The organism is Mucilaginibacter xinganensis (genome assembly GCF_002257585.1).
Lineage (GTDB): Bacteria > Bacteroidota > Bacteroidia > Sphingobacteriales > Sphingobacteriaceae > Mucilaginibacter > Mucilaginibacter xinganensis.
On sequence record NZ_CP022743.1, the window covers coordinates 4,753,457 to 4,773,956 of the forward strand.

Sequence of the window (20,500 nt, forward strand, 5' to 3'; positions counted from 1 at the left end):
AGCAGAAATGAAGAAAATAACCCCCTCAAGTTTCCGCTACATTGCCACAGCAGCACTGCTGCTGTACATAACAAGCATAAGCGCCCAAACCATAGGCCCGCTTACCCTGTCATCTCCAGGCACGACGGGTACCTACAGCAGCAATGTAAGGGTAACCCTTGCCCCGGGCTTCAGGAGCCTTGCGCCGTTTGTCGCAAAGATCCAGGCGGTAGATTGTGCGCCACTAACCACCAGTCCAACCCTTACGGGTAATTATGTGATCAGCGGCATTCCGCGGATTTCTGGGTTTACGGATGAGAGCCAGCTAGCGGGTCAAGGCACTTGCCAGCTGATGCAAAGCATTCAATACGTTGATGGCCTAGGCCGGCCCGTCCAAAACGTCCAGGTAATGGCCAGCCCGGCCTTGCAGGACATAATCCTGCCGCAGGCTTACGACCAGTATGGCCGCGAGATAAACAGATACCTGCCCTATCCCGCCTTAACAGGCGCGTCCGGCAGCTACCGGACCAATGCGGTAAGTACGGATCAGCAGGGCTTTTACACGGCGCCGCCGTCCTGGTCGGGCGTTTCGGCAATTGACAGCGCACATGCGAGAACCCAGTTTGACAACTCGCCGCTGAACCGGCCTGTTGAGCAGGGAGCTACTGGCGTTCCCTGGCAGCTTACCGGGATAACCGGCGGCGGGCATACGGTAAAAATGGATTATACCTCAAACAATAACGTTGCATATGCTGCGCCGGATACTTCTGGAAACAGCAGGCAGGTTGCGCTTTATACGACTTCCATCATACCCAGCGGAGCGCAAACGCTAAACAGGGTGGGCAATAACGCCACTTACCCCACGGGCCGGCTAACTGTAACCATTGCAAAAGACGAGAACTGGACAAGCGGCAGGGCCGGCACGGTTGAGGAATACAAGGACATTGACGGCCGCGTTTTGCTAAAGCGGTTTTATAATTATGTGGGTACGACCCTGCAGCAGCTCAGCACATATTATGTGTACGATGACATGGGACGTTTGGCATTTGTATTGCCGCCGGGCGCCAAGCCGGACAGCACTTCTGCCATCAGCACAGCCACGCTGAACAATTTCTGCTACCAGTATTTGTATGACGGGCTAGGCAGGCCGATCCAAAAGAAACTACCCGGCAAGGGCTGGGAATACATCGTTTATAACAACATGGACCAGCCCGTAGCCACGCAGGACAGTTTACAGCACTTCAACAAACAATGGATCTACACCAAATATGATGCACAGGGCAGGGCGGTAATGACCGGTATTTGGACGAACGGCGGGGCTGACGTTACCAGAACTGCGCTGCAAGGCACCCTTACGGGGATAACCACCAATCTGTACGAAACTGCCCTCACCACCGGCACCGGCTATACCAATGTGGCTTGGCCAACCCGTGATACCACACTGCTTACGGTTAATTATTATGACAATTATAGCAATGCACCGGGCATGCCATCGCAATTTATCGCGCCAACAGGTACAGACCAGGGCACAAGGGGGCAGCTTGTGGCAACAAAGACGGCGGTATTGAATGCCCCTGCAGACCTGTTGTGGAGTACCCATTATTACGATTACTGGGGAAGAAGTTTAATAAGCTATGCACAGCATTACCTTGGCGGTACCGTTGATGCCCGTAACTTTGACGCTGTTAATATAACCTATGATTTTAGTAATGAGCCAACCACGGTAACAAGGAAGCATTGGAACACTACCAGCACAACCGTACCGTTGCTTACCATAACCAATACGTACCTGTACGACCATGTAGGAAGAAAGCTAAAAACCTGGGAGCAGATCCGGAATGGCAGCAATGCCCCAACTACCAAAACACTGCTCAGTAAAATTGATTATAATGAAATAAACCAGGTAAAAGCCAAAAACCTGCATAGCATAGACAGTGTTAACTTTTTGCAGCCTATAAATTATACCTATAACGAGCGCGGCTGGCTGCGCAGCAGCAGCGCAAGCCTGTTCCAGTTGCAATTGCAATATAATACCGGAACCAACAAGCAATACAACGGCAACATAGCCTACCAGCTTTGGGGAACCGCCGCATTGCCAAATACCAATACCTTTACCTATACCTACGACAGGCTGAACCGGCTTACATCCGGCGCATCGAGCGACCACTTTGCCGAGCGCGGCATAAGCTATGATGTAATGGGGAATATCAATACGTTGAGCAGGGTGTACAACAACGTGGTGATTGATAGCATGGCTTATGCTTACAGCAGTACTAACCAGGCGCAAAGTATAAACGATCGTTCATTAGATGCAGGAACTATAGGTTACCCAACCGGCAGCCACGCTTATACTTATGATGGCAACGGGAACGTAAAAATAGATAACAGCAAGGGGATTAGCATAGGGTACAACTTGCTCAACCTGCCGCAAAATATAACAGGCGGCAAAACCATTACATACACCTATGACGCAGCAGGCAACAAGCTGCGCAGGGTGAGCTCGGCAACCGGCAATACCGACTATATTGGCGGCATCCAATACGATGGAACCGCAACCGACACACTTAGCTTTATCCAAACCGAGGAAGGCAAGGCCGTGCCAAATGGAGCAGGATACAACTATGAGTATTATCTTGGTGACAACCTTGGCAATACCCGGGTAACCTTTGGCACAAAAACAGGAACTGTTGTACCTTACCAAAACAATGATTACCTACCTTTTGGGATGGAAATAGACAGGAGTGTAACTAGTCCGAAAAATGAATACCTTTACAATAAAAAGGAGTTACAGGAGGAACTCGGACAGTACGATTATGGCGCGCGGTTCTATGATCCTGTAATTGGAAGGTGGACGAATGTTGATCCATTGGCGGAAATATATAGGAGATGGTCAACTTACAATTACGTAAAGGATAACCCCATAAGATTTACTGACCCGGACGGGATGAGTGTAAGTTATGATAATTGGGGAAATGCTACATATGATAACGTTGGTACTCCTGATGCGACTAACTATGCATTGGGGCTTCAAATTGCAGGGCAAACATCAAAAGAAGGAAAGGATAAAGTAAGAGCTGATGCAAAAGCCGCCGCTGATACTTCAAAATCAAAGGGCATATCCTTATCTTCAAAGGTGAGGAACTGGACCAATGGTTTTGCTCTTGGCACAATAGCTGCTGGAGGAGGCCCTGAAGACGTTGCGGCTGATGGGATTGCCGGAAGTGAAGAAATTCTCGGACAGTATTTCGCTTTCTTTGCCAAGCTTGGAGAAGATGTAGCTGATTTATTGGCGGTAACTACTACAGTTGTAAGAAACGGGAACCGCAAAGACAATAGCGACCCGCATATAGTTTATGTAATTTTCAGTCTTGATATGCATGGTGATATGATAACCGAAAAATATGGCATTTCTGGAAGGCAAGATACTGATAATGGAAGTAACCCCAGACCAGCATATCAGGTCAATAGACTAAATAAAGGGCTTGATAATGCCGAGCCTGGTCGACTTTATAGTTGGGTAAGAATAGCCAGAACAAGTAACAGGTTGCAGGCTTTATCATTAGAATCCGTTTTAGTGACGGCTTATGCAAGGACACACAGAGGACGGTCACCAAATCGACAATGGTATCCTCTCCCTAAATAGTAAAATATGAAAGAGAAAAGAATAATAATACAAATTGTTCTAAAGAACGATGACTACATATTAAATAATTATTCAAGCTTAATTGAAAATTTATACACGTTTCTTCTTCCTCCTTTAAAACTAAAGAATACAAAAAAAATTCTTATTAAATTAATTAACCAGCCAAGCTGTTTAGAGATAATGGGAGAAAAAACAGGACAAGAACTTTATCTTATCCGAAATGAATTCGATTTTGCTTTTTTTGAAAGTGTTAACTCTGATCAAAAGAAGGATTACTTGTGTGATGCGGCATTTGAATGCTTAAAGGCATTATTTGCAGTGCTTCGACTTGACCTAGAAATATTAGTCAATACATACAAACATATTAAAAAAATTGACTACCAACTAAAAAATATATTATGCGGCGGCCCAAAGAAAAACAATAATAAAACGATAGTAGGCCAAGTGATAGCCGAACATTTTTTAGATTATGCTTTACTTAATGTAAATTTCAAATTTCTAAAAACATCCGAAACGAAGACTGTTATTTTATTTAAAACATATCCAACATTTTTCTTTTATTCAAAATTGATTTGGACGGCAAAGTGGACCAGTAATACAACTTTTTTGGTATCTAATAAATTAAAGGAAATTAATTTAGAAATAAACATAAATGGAGATATTTCAATTGTGGATACTCCTATTAATAGAGAAATTGAATGGATTAAAGATGAAATAAGGTATTTGACTTTAGAAATTTGTTTTCCACTTTAAAGAGATAGAGTAGTGTGACGATGCTGTTTGTACAAGCTGTAGGGATTGTGAGTAATTAGGGGTGTACCATAGATAATAAGTATTGGTTTTTGACTAGGCCGTACGCCCCTCATTCTCGCGAGATGCAGTGCGTCAAAAGCCTGGCGGACTCGTGACTATGGAAACGATAAGTAATAATTTAAGGAAGCCTGGCGGGTGCCAGGCTTTGTTGTTTAATGGGCATCCATTGTCAAGGCATCCGCAACCGTAAAGACCTGCTTTCTATCTTTGTCAGACAGAGCAGCAACTTCACGGATGCCATTTAAGGTTAGTCTACCCAATTCTAAATCAGTCTTACCAAGAAGGAATTAAAAAGCCGCCTCGGTGAGGCAGCTTGATTGTTAGACACCCGCTACCGGATATATTCATTAGAGCTCATTCTGGAGCGAGTAAGCAGTCCTTCAAGACACCGTTTAGTCATAGGGCCCACGATTCATGAGAGGGTGCTATTCATGATAAGTAGCTGCGATCGCTTTTCGATAAAGAATGTATTATCTTTAAAAAAATACCGCTCTTTTCGAGCAGTATTGCTTTTTTACGCCACCGCTAACACCCGCTTTCGCTGCGGGGTGCGCTTTTTGTATGGAATTCTCCGAAACGTGTGGTACTTGGTACGCCCTTCGAGATACTCGAACATCTCCGAACAGACATTAATCAGCCAGTCGGTCTTCACGCAGTCCTCAACGTTGACTCCGGTATAGGCCTTCCCGGTCAGGGTGAACAGCGTGCGCAGGAATCCGGCAGTAACCGCCTGCACCTCGGGAAACGGCGAAGACGGTTCGGCACCGAAGTGGATCACCAGTTTCGAATCCTCAACGCATTCAAGCCGGAGGTAGACTATGGGGCTTACCAGTTCATGAAGAATGATGGGAGGCTCCGAACCGTTCTGCGTTCTTTCGAGTACGTACCGCAACTCTTCCTGTTCTAGGGCGGCGAGCAGCTGCGTCGCTTTTTTTAAGATTTGGTCATAGGCGTGCCGGACTGCCTCATTGTATGACATCGGCGAGGGTACCGCGGTTTTTTTCTGTGCTTTCATATTAAGTGGTTTTTTTTGTGAGAAAATCGGGCAGGCTGCGCCACCGGGCTTGAATAAGTGACTGCTTGCTTTTCGATGGAAGGTTATGGCACAGTTCCCAGGCCCGTATTGTTGAGGCATTGACCACAAAGACTTCACCGCACTGCTCATAGGAGTATCCCAGACAGAAGCGCAGTTGCTTCAGTTTTCCGGCAATGCTGTCAGTCTCGTGAGTGAAGGGATAGTATCCCAGAAACGCGATAATCAGCGGGTAGTGCTGTATCTGCGGGATGGCCCTGCCATTCTCCCAATACGTTACCGAATCCTCCGACACATTTACTATCTTCGCCACGTCCCTTTGCAGGAGTCCCCGTTGCAGCCTTGCGGTGCGCACATGGTCTCCGAGGGTATCAAGCGATTTAGGAAATAGCACGCGCGGCGGCTTTCGGACAACCTTGCGGTACGGGAGAATACTTCTCACCACCATGCAGTGGTGGATGTTCGCACTGTCAGGCGGGCTCATTATCCTGATCGCATTAGTTACCATAAGTTTCCAGACCATTAAAGCCGCCCTGGTAAACCCTGTTAAAAGTTTAAGATCGGAGTGATCTAAGGTTAGAGACCAGAGATTAGTTAAAAAAAGTTTCGGCTATCAACCATAAACTATAAAGGGAGCGGGCAGCTGGCTGTGAGCAGTAAGAGCAGGCGCTGACTATCGACCATGAAGTAAAAAAACGCAGCTAAAAAAAAAGAAAAACAGAATTGTCATTTTTAATACAGTTAATGACGCTTGACAGTCGGTTAATATGACCAAAGTTCAATAACTATTAAATAAAAAAAAACCGGCTCACAATTGCGAGCCGGTTTTTATTTTATAGGTATAAAAATCTTTTAGCAATATTGCTCAAATGCACCAATCAGGTTATCAGCAATCATTTGTGCCGGGCGGCCTTCAATTTGATGACGCTCAATAATGTGAACCAGCTTGCCATCTTTAAATAAAGCCATGGCCGGTGATGATGGAGGATAAGGCAGCATATAAGCACGTGCTTTGTTCACAGCGTCAGCTTCCATACCTGCAAAAACGGTTACCATTTTATCAGGGTGTTTTTCGTTTTTTGCAGCCATGCGTACAGCAGGGCGTGCATTTGCTGCTGCGCAACCGCAAACAGAATTAACCATCACAAAAACAGTCCCTTCGCTTTCAATAGCTTTAGTCACTGCATCTGCATCTTTCAACTCCTCAAAGCCAACCCTGGTAAGCTCTTCCCGCATTGGGGCTACTAAATATTCTGGATACATTTTTTTTCGTTTTCTAAATTTCAAAACAAAAATAACAAATCATTACCAGTTAAAATTCAAAAAGAAGAATAATAACAATTTGCTGACGTTAAAGGGCCACAAACATGCGGGGAAACGGGTAAAATACAGGAAAAAGAATAGGTCATTGATAATCAATTATTAACAAAAACATGATTTTGTTTTTTTAGCCCGATTAGCTACCTTGCGATCCCTAATTAACAATTACGATGAAATTGAAACCGTCTGACGTAAGTACAGTTATTATTGTAAACAAGAATAAAGAAGGCTCTCAAACATTACAGATCAAAACAAAACATATCAGCCGCATCAAGCATTATCTGCTTGGTATTTTAGCCGTTATTACTACCCTAACCCTTTCTGTAATTTATTTGAGTCATAAAAACCAGGAACAGGAAGAAGAGAAACACAACCTGGTAGCGCAATTGATCAAGCTCAAAGGTGAAGTACCTGTGGCCGGTGTTGAAGTTAAAAAGCCCAACAACGCCCAAAACTATATCCAGTCTATCGAAGGTAAACTTCAAACCATTAATGATTACCTTAAAAAACGCGGACTCAAAGGCTTTTCTACTAAAGCTGTTGGTGGCAATGGTAACGCAGAAGCAGCCAAACTTACCGATGAAGAAAAGTATTCCTTGTATGATGAATATTTAAACCGTTTGGTACATACGGTAGCCTTTACACCTATGGGCTACCCGCGGGTTAGTGCGTTAACTTCCTATTTTGGCTACCGGAGCGATCCTTTTAATACAGCCAGTGCAGAGTTTCATCCCGGTATTGATTTTAAGGGTAACCGCGGCGACGAAGCCAAATGTACTGCCACCGGCAGAGTGGTATTTGCAGGCCGTTATGGCGGGTACGGCAACTGTGTACGTATAGAACATGCCAATAATTTTGAAACCTTGTACGGGCATTTATCCCGTATTACCGTAAAAGTTGGCCAGGAAGTTACCGTAGGCCAAAAAATTGGCGAAGTAGGCTCAACCGGTCATTCAACAGGGAACCATTTGCATTATGAAGTACGCAAAAATGGCAAGGCAATTAACCCTATAAAATTTCTGACACTTAATAATTAGTAACCTAAACAAAACCATGGCATTATTTTCAAAAAAAGAAAAAGTTTCATTGGATTTGCAGTCCATATCAACATTGATAAGTGAAGGCAGCATTTTTGACGGCAACCTGAAGGCGCCTGCCTTTACAAGGATTGATGGACAAATTACCGGCGACGTGGTGGTTGATGAGGGCCTTATTTTAGGTGAAAAAGGAGAGATAAGAGGTAATGTTATAACCAAGGAAATGGTTGTTTACGGTGTTGTAAACGGCAATATCCAAACCAATTCGCTCGAAATAAAAGCCACCGGAAAAGTTAACGGTGAGATAAAGACCCAAACCCTGACCGTAGAGAACGGCGCTGTTTATAACGGCAGCCTTTCCATGTCACAAAACAACAAAGCTGCCCAGCCGAACAAGCTACCCAGGCATGAGGCAAAGGCTATTGAGGCATAACCCTGCTGATTTATCTTAAAAACACGCTGGTACAACTTGCCATAGGACAACTTCGCACCATTGTGTCCTCTTGTTAGCATCCCGTATTTCATTTTAATGAGGTGATGCCTTACCTTTGAAAAAAAAATAAAAGAATTATGTCATCAGTAGAGACCGAATTTGTAAAATTCAAAGTAAAGGATATTTCGCTGGCACAATGGGGCCGCAAAGAAATTGAATTAGCCGAGGCAGAAATGCCGGGACTAATGGCTTTACGCAAAGAATATGGCCCGTCAAAAGCATTAAAAGGTGCAAGGATAGCAGGCTGCCTGCACATGACGATCCAAACCGCAGTTTTAATTGAAACATTGATAGAATTAGGTGCCGAAGTTACCTGGTCATCATGTAATATATTTTCAACCCAGGATCACGCTGCCGCTGCTATTGCTGCTGCAGGCGTCTCTGTTTATGCCTGGAAAGGCATGAATGCCGAAGAATTTGACTGGTGTATTGAGCAAACCTTATTTTTTGGTGAAGACCGCAAGCCATTGAACATGATACTGGATGATGGCGGCGATTTAACCAACATGGTTTTAGATAAATTTCCGGAGCTGATTGGCGGCATCAAAGGTCTGTCTGAAGAAACTACTACCGGTGTACACCGTTTATATGAGCGCGTGAAAGCTGGTACATTACCAATGCCTGCAATTAACGTTAACGACTCTGTTACCAAATCAAAATTTGATAATAAATACGGCTGTCGTGAATCATTGGTTGACGCTATCCGTCGTGCAACTGACGTAATGATGGCTGGTAAAGTGGCTGTTGTTTGCGGTTATGGTGACGTAGGTAAAGGATCTGCAGATTCATTGCGCAATGCCGGTGTACGTGTTATAGTAACAGAAATTGACCCTATCTGCGCATTACAGGCAGCTATGGAAGGCTTCGAAGTTAAAAAGCTTGGCACTGCTATCACTGAAGCCGACATCGTGGTTACTGCAACAGGTAACATGAACATTGTTCGCGAACAGCATTTCCGCGCTTTAAAGGATAAAGCTATCGTTTGTAACATTGGTCACTTTGATAACGAGATAGACATGGCGTGGTTAAACGGCGCTTATGGCGATACCAAAATTGAGATTAAACCACAGGTTGATAAATATACTATTGACGGTAAGGACCTGATTATATTAGCAGAAGGCCGCCTGGTGAATTTAGGTTGCGCAACCGGCCATCCAAGCTTTGTAATGAGTAACTCGTTCACTAACCAAACCCTTGCCCAGCTTGAGCTTTGGAACAATGGCGCCGCTTACGAAAATAAAGTTTATACCCTGCCAAAACACCTTGACGAAAAAGTTGCCCGTTTACACCTTGCAAAAATAGGGGTTGAACTGGAAGTTTTAGACCAGGATCAGGCTGAGTATATCGGTGTAACTGTTGATGGTCCGTTTAAACCGGAATATTACCGTTACTAAGAATCTGAGAATAATATTAAGCAACAAAAAAAAAGGGTGTGATTTTAGGATCACACCCTCTTTTTTTGTTGATAACTACCTGAACGAAACCTTACCGGGTTATAACAATTGATAAGAGTTCCTGATCCAGCTGAATATTTGCGGCCTTAACTCGTTTATATTGCTTAGCCTGATGTGGTTCTGAAATCTGCCTGCAGTTGCTATGCTTTTGATAACAGGCGGATCTACCAGCTTTTTATCAGAATAGAATTTGAGGTCGAGTTGCTTCTGCATCGGCCTGATAACAAAGAATGTTTGCCTGTGAACAAAAGTGATGCAGTTGGGTGTAGTACCGGCTAAAACATCAGGCCAGTCTGTTACTTCGGCCAAAAGTTTATCAAATAATAACAGCAATTCGTCGGGTTTATTTTTAAACAGATCGTCCAGGCTGATTCTTGCACAGTAATGCGTTTGCTGTTCATTTAATAACTCGCGGTCGCATTTTGGGCAAATGAAGGTCATAGGCATTAAAACGTTATAGTGAACTTACTACCCGCCCCCGGTTTACTTTCTACGGAGATAGTACCACCAAAAGTCTCAATCTGTGTTTTGGTCATAAACAAACCTACGCCCTTACTATCATACCCTGAATGGAAAGTATGGTTAAGTTTAAAGATATTTTTGGCATGCCGCTTCATGTCAATCCCTATCCCGTTGTCACTAAAGACAAGTACCATGCGCCCCGCTTTATTTTGTGCAGTAATATCTATTTCAGGAGGCACATCAGTTTTACTATATTTTAATGAATTACTGATCATGTTATAGAATATACTTTCAAGATACATTTTCGGAAATTTCATCACCGCTATATGGAAGTGGGTGCTTATAATGGCCTTTTTCGAAATGATTTGCCCGGTTAGCATTTGTTTTACATTCAGCGTAATGTCATTAAGGTCACAGTCATCATAAGGCAGGTTTTGGTTATTCCTCACCTCAAGCACCTTCATCAGTTCATTCAAAGTTTCAATAAGTGTCGAGCTTGACTGTTTTAGCATTTTTAGATACTCGTCTTTTTCCTCGCGGGTATCCGACGCCGACATCATATTCAAAATCATATCGATACTGCCTGCGGGTCCGCGTAAATTGTGCGCTACAATCCGGTTAAAATCCTCAAACTGGCTTATCCGGTTTTCAAGGTCAAGTGCTCTTTTATACTCATCTATATCAGTACATGAGCCAAACCACTTTATAACATTGCCATTCTCGTCCCTCATCGCCAATGCTCTTGCAAGGTGCCATTTATATACTGCGTCAGATGCTCTTTTTAGCCTGATTTCTGACTGGTAAGGCTGCCCGGTTGCTACGGCCTGTTCCCATAAGGCAAAGTCATTTTTCACGTCGTCAGGGTGCAACACGGTGTCCCATCCTTTCTCTTTTGTCTCTTCCGGCGTAAGCCCGGTATAATTATACCAGTGTTTATTATAATAATCAAAACTCCCGTCTGCGTTGGATGTCCACACCATCTGCGGGATAGAATCAGCAAGGAATTCAAATTCCCTGATCTTTTCAATGGTTTTGTCCTGCTGCTGTATTACTTCAAGCTGCTCCAGTAATACAAGATTTAATTTTTCCTGGGTATCCATTGACTTTTTTAGGGCCAATTCGGCTAACTTGTAATCATTAATATCCTGAAAAGTGCCATAAAGCCTGATACATTTTCCGTCTTCAAACGCAGCATTACCTAAGGCCCTTACCCATATTTCCTCTCCGTTGGCCGTTACAAGCTGCAATTCTTCATTCCATGGGTTGCCCGTCGAAATAGCTTTATCAATCACCCTAATTATGCGTTCCCGATCTTCACCTTCTTTATAAAAATTTATCCCTGATGATAAATCCGGCTCATAGCCAGCACTTACGCCATGAATGTCTTTGGTTACCGACGTCCAACTGATCTTCCCGGTTCCCATATCCAACTCCCAGCCGCCAACCCTTGCAACCCTGTTGGTTTCTTCCAGCATTTGTGTAGTTCTGACCAAATCTTTTTCAAGGCGGTACCTATCAGTTATGTCCATCCCATCCACAATCACATAAGGCTCGTGATCGCCGGTATTTTCAAATACGCTGTTGTACAGCCATATTTTTACTGTTCCATCTTTTTGAGGTGTCGAAGTTTGTCCTTTTATGCTTTTTTCCAACTGGATCCTGGCCAGGTAGGCATCAACTGCATCTTTGCGGTCAGGATTCAAATCATACAAAGACGCTTTCATTATTTTATCGCGCGGATGGCCGAGTACATCAGCAGCAGCATTATTTATTGAAAGAAATTTCCCTTTAAGGTCATGCGTAAACATAACACCCAGTGAGTTTTCAAAAAAAATGCGCTGCCTTTCTTCACTTGCAGCAAGTTGTTTTTCCTTTAATATCAGCTCAGAAACGTCCCGTCCAATACCAAATATACTACCCGTTGAAGGCTCCGGTGTCGATGTCCACTCGATGGCTTTATATTTTCCGCTGCTCGTTCTAAAACGCTGTAAAAAATTAACGGTACTTTGGCCCTTACCCAATTTTTCTAACTCCTTTTCGGAAGCGGCAATATCATCCGGATGATAAAATTCAAATGACCTTGTATTCAAAAGCTGGTCTTCCGTCCATCCGAATATCCTGGTAAAAGCAGGATTTATTCTTTTGAAATACCCGTCCGTCCCGCCAACAAAAACCAGGTCGTTTGAGAGATTAAACAGTTTTTCAAAATTTCTTAACTCTTCTTTTTGCCTTCGCTCAATAATAAGCGAAATGGCTTCTTTTGACAATAGCTCAAGCGCTCTTTTTTGTTTAGTCGTTAATGCTCTCGGCTTGTCATCAATTACACATAATGAACCCAGCGCGTGCCCCTGCGTATCAATCAATGGATAGCCTGCATAAAACCTGACATTGGGGTCATTAAGTACAAATTCATTATTTTTAAAACGGTCGTCCTTCGTGGCATCCTCCACCTCTAATATCGAAGTATCCATTATGGTGTGCCTGCAAAAAGCAATATCCCGTGGAGTTTCCTTTACATCAAGGCCTATAACAGATTTGAACCATTGCCGGTCTTCATCAATAAGGGTGATCAGCGAAATAGGAACGTCACATATAATCGATGCAAGCTCGGTAAGCCGGTCAAACTCAGCCTCGTTCAACGTATCTAATATATTGTAATTGCGAAGCGCCTTTACACGTGCTGTTTCGTTTTTGGGGACAGGGTGTGTATTCATATTTTTCGACGCTCCTCCAATCGGCTTTCGGAATGTTTTTGGAGTTATATGCTAAACATTCACGTCTAATAAAAATAAACACTTTTATTCTTACAAAAGTTTGCACTTTTTTAACGTTTGTATGTTTCGAGATAAAAAAGTTAAAATTTGAGCGCTTTATTACTATTCGTTATAACTTTACCGACACGAAACAGTCTTTTTATTATCAGGATATAATGAGGTAAATTAGTTGTTTTATACTTTTACATATGACAGATTATTACATTTTAATTGATGGTGAGCAAAGTGGCCCGTTCAGCTACCAGGAATTAACTAAAATGAACATTGATGTGCATACAAGGGTACGTTCATCTATAGCCGATACCTGGCAGGATGCGTGCGATCTGCCGGAATTTTATCCTTATTTTGAGTCGATTGGAATTTATTTACCAACAGGGGATAACCTGGCCTCGTTTGGCTGGAGATTGCTTGCCTATGTTATCGACTACGTGATCCTGTCCTTTTTAATGAACCTGGTGTTACGGATGCTCGCCGTTAACGGTTTTGTTTTCAATTTAAAGTCTTACAACGATTTGTTAAAGATGCCGGTGACAGATATTCTTTTATTGCAGCTAATTACCAGCATTACGCTTGTATTGTACAATTCAATTTGCGAAGCATCACCGATGAAAGGCAGCCTGGGCAAAAAGTTGTGTCGGCTGGTAGTAGTTGATATTGACGGCGCGGGATTGAGTTATTTGAATGCGCTTTTACGGAGTGTAGGTAAAGCCATTTCAATTTTTCTGTTTTATAGCGGCTTTTTAAGCATCTTTTTTACTGAACACCGCCAGGCGTTGCATGATTTACTGGCAAAAACCTATGTTGTAAAATTGTAGTTGTAAAAAAAATAGTCAGTACACTTTTTGTGCTTACCCGAAAGGTAAACTCAAAACAACCTGTCTTTCATCACCAAAGTGCCTGCAATCATATCATGAAGGCATTGTTGTTGTTTTGTGAAGAAGCTGAACAGGTAACCGACAAAAAAGGTTAACACGGAAAGTAGTTTAGCCAGGTTTCTCGCCGCTGCCAGGCCAAGGCTGATCCGCTGGCCCTGCATATCGCAAACTTTTATCTTCAAAATCTGCTTGCCGTAGGTTGCCTGCTTCGCCGAGCTTTCCATAATTATATGGTAGATAAATTTCACCAGGGGAATAACGCCAAAAAGGCTCAAAACAACTATCAGCCGGGTTGCTGCATCGCTGATGAATAAGCTAACTATAAAGGCAAGCACAATGCATACACCCGAAACAAAAAACCAGTCAAGCGCAGAAGCCATCAACCGCTGATCAAAACTACCAAAATACTGGGGAATAAGGGCCTCCTGCTTAAAACCTAAAACCTGTCTCAGCTCAATAATTTCATGGGCTTCTTTATAGTCGTCCATTTCTGCTGTTTTAACAAAGTCGCCTGACTTTATTCTGTGCTGTTTTAACTCTTCCGTGGTAAATGGACCTTCAGGCTTGCCATTGATAACAAGAAAATAGGTATTGACGGCTCGAAAAACGGTATTATCAGAAGGTTCCATTACATACCAAAGTTAGTTTAAAACGCTATAAAGCCGAAAGGTTGTAACGTTTATTTCAACACTACAACCTTTCAGCCTAAATCTATTTAATGTTACTTAGTACCGGTTTACAGCAAAGCCTGACAGGCCGCCGCTGATATGGATATGTATTTTATTTTTGGCCGATGCGAAACCCGGAGTTTCATAGTTGTTGTCGCGGGTTTTATTAAAGCCTTCAAAATCGTTACCTGATAAGCCCGAATCCGTCTCAATGCTGCAGGCTGCATTTTCAGGAATGCTTATTTCAACGTTTGAAACCCCGGTTGAAACATCAACATTAGTTAGCGCTAAAGGTGCACCTAATTTAACATTAAAGGAAGCCGCGCCGCCATGCAATTTAAGGTCACGTATTTTAAATTTCGACAGGTCAAAATCAAGGCTTGCAGCACCGGTTTCAACGCTTATGTCCCAAATAGGGTTAGAATTTAACCGCATTTCGGCTTTGTTTTTATCTGAGTCGAAGTTTATGCCTTTATGATCCTTCATTTTAAAGTTAACCACATAAACAGAGTCAGTTTTAGTATTTGTTAAAAGATAACGGCTGTCATTATCCATTGTTGATGCGCTGAACAACTGGTTGGTAGTATCTGATAAATTGTAAGCGGTACCGCCGCCGGTTATGTTAAGACGGGCAAGTTTTATATTAACGTTATAAGGCTCATTAAAAGCGCCCGAACCGCTCATTTTAAAATCCGACCCGCTGCTGTCGCTATCGTCATCGTTGTTGTCATCAAAATCATCGCTGTGATAGCTAAAATTGTGGCGTGGCCAAAAGTTATAACGATCGCCAAAATCGCCAAAAAACAACAGGCCTACACCAATTACCATTACGCTTATTTTTATAATAGTTGCCCAAATAGTTTTATTATGTGCAAATACCAGGTTTACACCGGCAATAACTAAAAATATTGGCCAAAGGTGAAATATATTGTACCACCGAAAATGCAGCAATCCGAAATTGCCCAGCAGTATTGCTGCTCCTATAAGCACCAGGATTACACCCGGAATTAATTTATCGTTTTTCATATTAATTTTTATTTTATGGTTAGCTCATTTATTATGAACCTGTAATTATGCAGTTGGTGCGTTGTCAGCAGTTGGTGCAGCCTGGTCATCAGCGGCTGGTTCTTCTTTTTCGGGGCCAGCTTTCCAGTCTTCTTTATCCCAGGCTTGTTTTCTTTGGCCGGATATAATCAGCGAACCGCCAACCACAACCAGTATTACAGGCCACAACCTGCCGAAATCAAAATCAGGAATAAGATCATATTCATCAACAAGGATTGCTGCACCAACCATAATAAGCACCAAACCTATTATAACACCCGCATGCGATTTTTGCTTGGGAGCAGCACTTTCAACCGGTGCGTTTTCAAATGGATTGGCACTGAAAGGATTGCCACCAAAAGGATTGCCGGTTTGCGGCGGCGTATTAAACTGGCTGCCGGCTTGTTGTGGCGGCACGGTATAATCTACCGTTGGGTTATTATAATTATTGTACAGGTAACCCTTTTTTGGTAATACTATCCATAGAATGATATAAGTACCGAAGCCTACACCCATAATAAAAAAGGTGAAAGCAAATAGCAGGCGCATAACAGTAACATCCATTTCGAAATATTCTGCCAGGCCTGAACAAACACCACCAAACACTTTGTGGTATTCATCACGATATAGTTTTTTGTTCATTGTTATATTGTTTTTGAGTTGATTTATATTTGTCCGAAAGTCGGTTTTATTACTATTTCATCTACGTTTGCACCCGCACTCATGTTGTAAATGTTTACAACAGCCGATGCAACGTCTTCAGGCAAAACCATTTTATCCTTGTCAACCTCCATATCTTTCCATGAGTCGGTCAGGGTTGAGCCAGGTATAATGGCCGTTACTTTTACACCGTATGGCTGCATCTCGGTACGCATTACTTTGTTAAGACCCAGCAGCGCATACTTTGTTACACTATAGGTACCAGCCTCAGCAATAGGGCTTAACGATGCTACGGAGCATATGTTAAATATATGTCCCTCACGCGCCGCCATCATTGTTTTTCCAAAATAACGGTAAAGCTCATAAGCAGGCATCAGGTTGGTATTTACATGCTTGTCAAGCGTAGTTTCCGTGTCGTTCAATATGCTGGAGTATTCATAAATGCCTGCGTTATTAACAATTATGCTCATAAAACCAAGGTGTTGCGCTGCACCCTGCGCAAAGTCTTGTAACTGTTGTTTTATACTAACATCGGTAACAGCGGTATATATGTTTATACTGGGATTAATAACGGATAATACTTCCCTGAAAGCAGCAAGATCATCGCCGTTCCTTGAACAAAGGGCAAGGTTAATGCCTTCTTTTGCAAACGCTATTGCAATTGCCCTGCCTATGCCTTTTGTTGATGCTGTTATGAGTGCGTTTTTCATTTTCTTTATCCTGGTGTTTGAATACTGTAATGTTAATTCAAACAATAATATCTAAAAATCCCCAATGATATTATACGTCAAATCTAATTTATATGTAAGCGCGCCGATTATGGCTTTTGGTAAAGCTGGTTAAATTTTCGGTAAAGCCGGGAAAAAAGGCGGTGAAAAAGAAGAGGGCTAAGTCGTTTAACGGCCGAGCCCTGTGGTAATCTAATTGCTTATCAACTACAGCGGACTAAATCAGTCCGTAGTTTTTGTTTTAAAAAAGAAATAAGTTTGGCTGCTATAGCTAAAAATAATCACCAACGCTGTCGTTAACGCTTTTGATGGAGTAGGATAGAAACCAAAATAATCCACAAATAATTTCAAGAGCAGGTAGTTGAAAATTATACAGAAAAAAACCACTATCAGGTACCGGATAAGCTGGCTCCTGCGCCTTAAGCCGGATTGCTGGAATACTACATAGCGGTTAAGATAAAAGCCAGAAGGCAAACTAAAACAAAAAGCAAATACCAGCGATGCAATGTGGGGACTCATGGTTAAATGCCCGATATCTATATTCTGTTTTTTGAAAATGAAATTATAGGCAACAGAAAAAAGAGCAATATCAAACACTGTATTTGCACCACCTGCCGCAGCATACCGGAAGGTTTGCAAGGGAATAAACTTTTTAAAGGGTTTGTAAAAGAAATCAATTACTGATAAAATAAACAGCCTTAAAGCATGATGCAATTTTTTCATTTGCGTATATTTTTGGCATATATGGTGCCAATGTAACATTTGTCAAAACTAACTGTTTGTATTTTAGTTATTCTCACTATTAATGTTTCTGCAATTTTATCACTAAAAAGGCATAATATTAATTAAGAAGATTTTGCGTAATGCACCGTATTGCTTAAAACCGTATTTTTAGCCGAATTTTAATTATTAAATGTTTAATAGCTTAGGAAAATATATACTCTTACTGCACTTAAGTTTCCGCAAACCCGAAAAATTTAAAGTTTATTGGGCCGAAGTAATGCGCGAAATGGTATCTGTGGGCATCGGATCTCTCGGGATAATCAGTATCATATCATTATTTATAGGTGCCGCCACCACCATACAAGTGGCGTTCCAGTTGTCAAGTCCGTTGGTGCCCCGCAGTATTGCCGGCAGCATAGCGCGCGATTCAACCATCCTTGAGTTTAGTCCAACCATCTCATCATTGGTGCTGGCTGGCCGGGTAGGTTCAAGCATTGCATCGCAAATAGGCACTATGCGGGTAACTGAGCAAATTGATGCCCTGGAAATTATGGGTGTAAATGCGCCTGGCTATTTAATTGCCCCCAAAATTATTGCGGGAATGACGATGGTGCCACTGCTGGTTATTGCATCTATTACCTTAGGCATAACCGGCGGCTGGATTGCCTGTGTATTGTCTGGCGATGTTAGCCCGGCTGATTACATATCAGGTGTACACAGCGGTTTTGATGGCCTTACTGTAAGAGTTGCACTTGTTAAAGCGGTTGTTTTTGGATTTATCATAGCTTCCATCTGTGCTTACCAGGGATTTTACACATCGGGCGGTGCGCTCGAAGTTGGACAGTCAGCTACCAAAGGAGTAGTTTACAGTTGTGTAATGATCTTATTTGCCGATTTGGTTATAACACGTTTAATGCTATGATCGAGGTAAAGGATATTTATAAAACATTTGGTGAGAACGAGGTGCTTAAAGGCATTAGTGCAAAGTTTACTGCAGGTAAAAATAACCTTATCATAGGCGGGTCAGGATCAGGGAAAACTACTTTACTTAAATGTATCGTAGGGTTGCACGACCCAACCAAAGGGCAGGTTTTTTTTGATGATCAGAACTTTACAGAAATGAATTTCACCCAGCGGGTGCCCATCCGTACCGAAATAGGAATGCTATTCCAAAACTCCGCATTATTTGACTCAATGACGGTAGAGGAAAATATTATGTTTCCGCTAAACTTGTTTACACAGCAAACAAGTGCCGAAAAACTTGACCGTGCAAATTTTTGTCTCAAGCGAGTTAACCTTGAAGGTAAAAACAAATTATACCCTTCCGAGCTTTCAGGAGGCATGAAAAAAAGAGTAGGAATTGCCCGGGCCATTTCTATGCAGCCTAAATACCTTTTTGTGGATGAGCCAAACTCGGGCCTCGACCCCAAAACTTCTATCCTGATTGATGAACTCATCAACGAACTGACAGAAGAATACAAGATAACTACCGTTATTGTAACACACGATATGAATTCAGTGATGGGCATAGGCGACCATATTGTTTTTTTACACGAGGGCAAAAAATGGTGGGAAGGTTCAAATAAAGAAATAGCACACACCGACAATAAAGAACTCAACTCATTTGTATTTGCCAGCAAGTTTATGCAAGCGGCAAAAGGCAAGTTATAGGCTGAGATTAAAGGTTATTGGCCAGAACCTTAGTTGAACCCGGGTAAAGCTCGTCGAATCAAAGCCTTCAATTACAAAACTTCAATCACTATCAGGCCATAGATTATTATATTTGCGTTTTATTCTATCTAATCGCTAACCTCTGGTCTCTAATCACTAACAACCATGATCCAACTCCTCACACCAATACACTGGAAAGATTACGAACTGATTGATTGCGGTGATTTTGAAAAATTGGAGCGTTTTGGCAACGTGATATTGATAAGGCCCGAGCCGCAGGCGGTGTGGAGCAAGGCTTTAAGCAATTCAGAGTGGCAACGCCTGCATCATATTAAATTTAAGGGCCGTTCGGCAACATCTGGCGAATGGGTAAAAAAGAACCCGGCCACCCCTGATCGCTGGCATATTGAATACAAAAACCCCGAGGCGGGTATTAAATTCAGGTTAGCGTTAACTTCCTTTAAACACCTCGGGATTTTCCCGGAGCAAGCTGTTAACTGGGACTATATCACCCAAAATATAAAGAAATTCAAAACGCCCGAGCCCAAAGTGCTCAACTTGTTTGCCTATACCGGCGGGGCCTCGCTGATTGCCAGGGCTGCCGGTGCCGATACCACGCATGTTGATTCCATTAAACAGGTGGTTACGTGGGCTAATGAAAACCAGGAGCTTTCGGGCCTCACCAACATTCGCTGGGTGGTTGAAGATGCACTGAAATTTGTAAAACGCGAATTAAAGCGGGGTAAAAAATATAATGGGATCATTCTTGATCCCCCGGCTTACGGGCATGGCCCAAACGGTGAAAAGTGGAAGCTGGAAGATAATATCAATGAAATGATGGCCGATGTGATGCAACTGCTGGATCCCGATGAACATTTCCTGATCTTAAATACCTATTCGCTTGGTTTCTCGTCGGTGATAATTGAAAACCTGATCAAAGGTGCATATCCGCAAGTTCAAAACCTGGAAACCGGGGAGCTTTACCTGCAGGCCACCGCAGGTTGTAAACTACCATTGGGAGTTTTTGGGAAGTTCTATAAAACTGCATTATAGTTGTAGCACACCGGCCATTTAGAATCCGACAACAAGTGTAAATGTGCAAACTGCACATTTACAACCTGAA

General features: G+C 42.6%; 19 protein-coding genes. 9 read left to right on the forward strand and 10 right to left on the reverse strand.

The annotated features are described in order from the left end of the window. Positions 1-7: 7 nt before the first annotated feature. Positions 8-3,622 carry a DUF6443 domain-containing protein gene (locus MuYL_RS20735; RefSeq protein ID WP_094572372.1) on the forward strand — a complete coding sequence of 1,205 codons (3,615 nt, stop codon included), beginning with the start codon at positions 8-10 and terminating at the stop codon, positions 3,620-3,622. 6 nt (positions 3,623-3,628) lie between these two features. Next, a complete protein-coding gene (locus tag MuYL_RS20740; protein ID WP_094572373.1) occupies positions 3,629-4,375 on the forward strand; it encodes a hypothetical protein in 747 nt (248 codons plus the stop codon). A gap of 574 nt (positions 4,376-4,949) precedes the next feature. Here the strand turns inward: MuYL_RS20740 and MuYL_RS20745 are convergent. From MuYL_RS20745 to MuYL_RS20755, 3 genes are all read right to left on the reverse strand, one after another. Beyond that, positions 4,950-5,450 carry a hypothetical protein gene (locus MuYL_RS20745; protein WP_094572374.1) on the reverse strand — a complete coding sequence of 167 codons (501 nt, stop codon included), beginning with the start codon at positions 5,448-5,450 and terminating at the stop codon, positions 4,950-4,952. 1 nt (position 5,451) lies between these two features. Next, positions 5,452-5,991, reverse strand: a complete 540-nt coding sequence (locus tag MuYL_RS20750; protein WP_094572375.1) for a helix-turn-helix transcriptional regulator — start codon at positions 5,989-5,991, stop codon at positions 5,452-5,454. A 329-nt stretch (positions 5,992-6,320) separates the two neighbouring features. After that, on the reverse strand, positions 6,321-6,731 hold the full coding sequence (locus MuYL_RS20755; RefSeq protein WP_094572376.1) for a BrxA/BrxB family bacilliredoxin: 411 nt from the start codon (positions 6,729-6,731) through the stop codon (positions 6,321-6,323). Positions 6,732-6,958: 227 nt separating this feature from the next. On the opposite strand from MuYL_RS20755, the gene MuYL_RS20760 reads away from it, so the two are divergent. The 3 genes from MuYL_RS20760 (at position 6,959) to ahcY (ending at position 9,712) form a co-directional block, all read left to right on the forward strand. After that, positions 6,959-7,825: a M23 family metallopeptidase gene (locus MuYL_RS20760; protein ID WP_094572377.1), complete on the forward strand. Its 867-nt coding sequence runs from the start codon at positions 6,959-6,961 to the stop codon at positions 7,823-7,825. A gap of 16 nt (positions 7,826-7,841) precedes the next feature. Further along, positions 7,842-8,258, forward strand: a complete 417-nt coding sequence (locus MuYL_RS20765) for a bactofilin family protein (protein WP_094572378.1) — start codon at positions 7,842-7,844, stop codon at positions 8,256-8,258. 137 nt (positions 8,259-8,395) lie between these two features. Beyond that, on the forward strand, positions 8,396-9,712 hold the full coding sequence (gene ahcY, locus MuYL_RS20770) for an adenosylhomocysteinase (RefSeq protein ID WP_094572379.1): 1,317 nt from the start codon (positions 8,396-8,398) through the stop codon (positions 9,710-9,712). A gap of 99 nt (positions 9,713-9,811) precedes the next feature. On the opposite strand, the gene MuYL_RS20775 is transcribed toward ahcY, so the two are convergent. Both MuYL_RS20775 and MuYL_RS20780 read right to left on the reverse strand, forming a co-directional pair. Further along, positions 9,812-10,213, reverse strand: coding sequence for a DUF5655 domain-containing protein (locus MuYL_RS20775; protein WP_094572380.1), 402 nt, complete (start codon positions 10,211-10,213; stop codon positions 9,812-9,814). Positions 10,214-10,218: 5 nt separating this feature from the next. Next, positions 10,219-12,948: a PAS domain S-box protein gene (locus tag MuYL_RS20780; protein WP_094572381.1), complete on the reverse strand. Its 2,730-nt coding sequence runs from the start codon at positions 12,946-12,948 to the stop codon at positions 10,219-10,221. A gap of 248 nt (positions 12,949-13,196) precedes the next feature. On the opposite strand from MuYL_RS20780, the gene MuYL_RS20785 reads away from it, so the two are divergent. After that, a complete protein-coding gene (locus tag MuYL_RS20785) occupies positions 13,197-13,823 on the forward strand; it encodes an RDD family protein (RefSeq protein ID WP_094572382.1) in 627 nt (208 codons plus the stop codon). Between the two features lie 50 nt (positions 13,824-13,873). On the opposite strand, the gene MuYL_RS20790 is transcribed toward MuYL_RS20785, so the two are convergent. From MuYL_RS20790 to MuYL_RS20810, 5 genes are all read right to left on the reverse strand, one after another. Then, positions 13,874-14,512 carry an RDD family protein gene (locus MuYL_RS20790; RefSeq protein WP_094572383.1) on the reverse strand — a complete coding sequence of 213 codons (639 nt, stop codon included), beginning with the start codon at positions 14,510-14,512 and terminating at the stop codon, positions 13,874-13,876. Positions 14,513-14,608: 96 nt separating this feature from the next. Further along, entirely contained in the window at positions 14,609-15,577 is a 969-nt protein-coding gene (locus tag MuYL_RS20795; protein ID WP_094572384.1) for a LiaI-LiaF-like domain-containing protein, read from the reverse strand. A 45-nt stretch (positions 15,578-15,622) separates the two neighbouring features. Next, positions 15,623-16,237: a PspC domain-containing protein gene (locus tag MuYL_RS20800; RefSeq protein WP_094572385.1), complete on the reverse strand. Its 615-nt coding sequence runs from the start codon at positions 16,235-16,237 to the stop codon at positions 15,623-15,625. Between the two features lie 23 nt (positions 16,238-16,260). Beyond that, positions 16,261-16,965 (reverse strand): SDR family oxidoreductase, encoded by a 705-nt coding sequence (locus MuYL_RS20805; protein ID WP_094573049.1) that lies wholly within the window; start codon positions 16,963-16,965, stop codon positions 16,261-16,263. A 240-nt stretch (positions 16,966-17,205) separates the two neighbouring features. Further along, the gene (locus MuYL_RS20810) at positions 17,206-17,706 is read right to left on the reverse strand and encodes a GtrA family protein (protein WP_094573050.1); all 501 of its coding nucleotides are present in this window, start codon (positions 17,704-17,706) and stop codon (positions 17,206-17,208) included. Positions 17,707-17,896: 190 nt separating this feature from the next. Between MuYL_RS20810 and MuYL_RS20815 the strand changes: the two genes are divergently transcribed. The 3 genes from MuYL_RS20815 (at position 17,897) to MuYL_RS20825 (ending at position 20,430) form a co-directional block, all read left to right on the forward strand. Further along, the gene (locus MuYL_RS20815; protein WP_094572386.1) at positions 17,897-18,628 is read left to right on the forward strand and encodes an MlaE family ABC transporter permease; all 732 of its coding nucleotides are present in this window, start codon (positions 17,897-17,899) and stop codon (positions 18,626-18,628) included. Beyond that, positions 18,625-19,377: an ABC transporter ATP-binding protein gene (locus MuYL_RS20820; RefSeq protein ID WP_094572387.1), complete on the forward strand. Its 753-nt coding sequence runs from the start codon at positions 18,625-18,627 to the stop codon at positions 19,375-19,377. Before MuYL_RS20815 ends, MuYL_RS20820 begins: the two co-directional genes overlap by 4 nt. A gap of 165 nt (positions 19,378-19,542) precedes the next feature. Beyond that, positions 19,543-20,430 carry a class I SAM-dependent methyltransferase gene (locus MuYL_RS20825; RefSeq protein ID WP_094572388.1) on the forward strand — a complete coding sequence of 296 codons (888 nt, stop codon included), beginning with the start codon at positions 19,543-19,545 and terminating at the stop codon, positions 20,428-20,430. Positions 20,431-20,500: the final 70 nt, after the last annotated feature.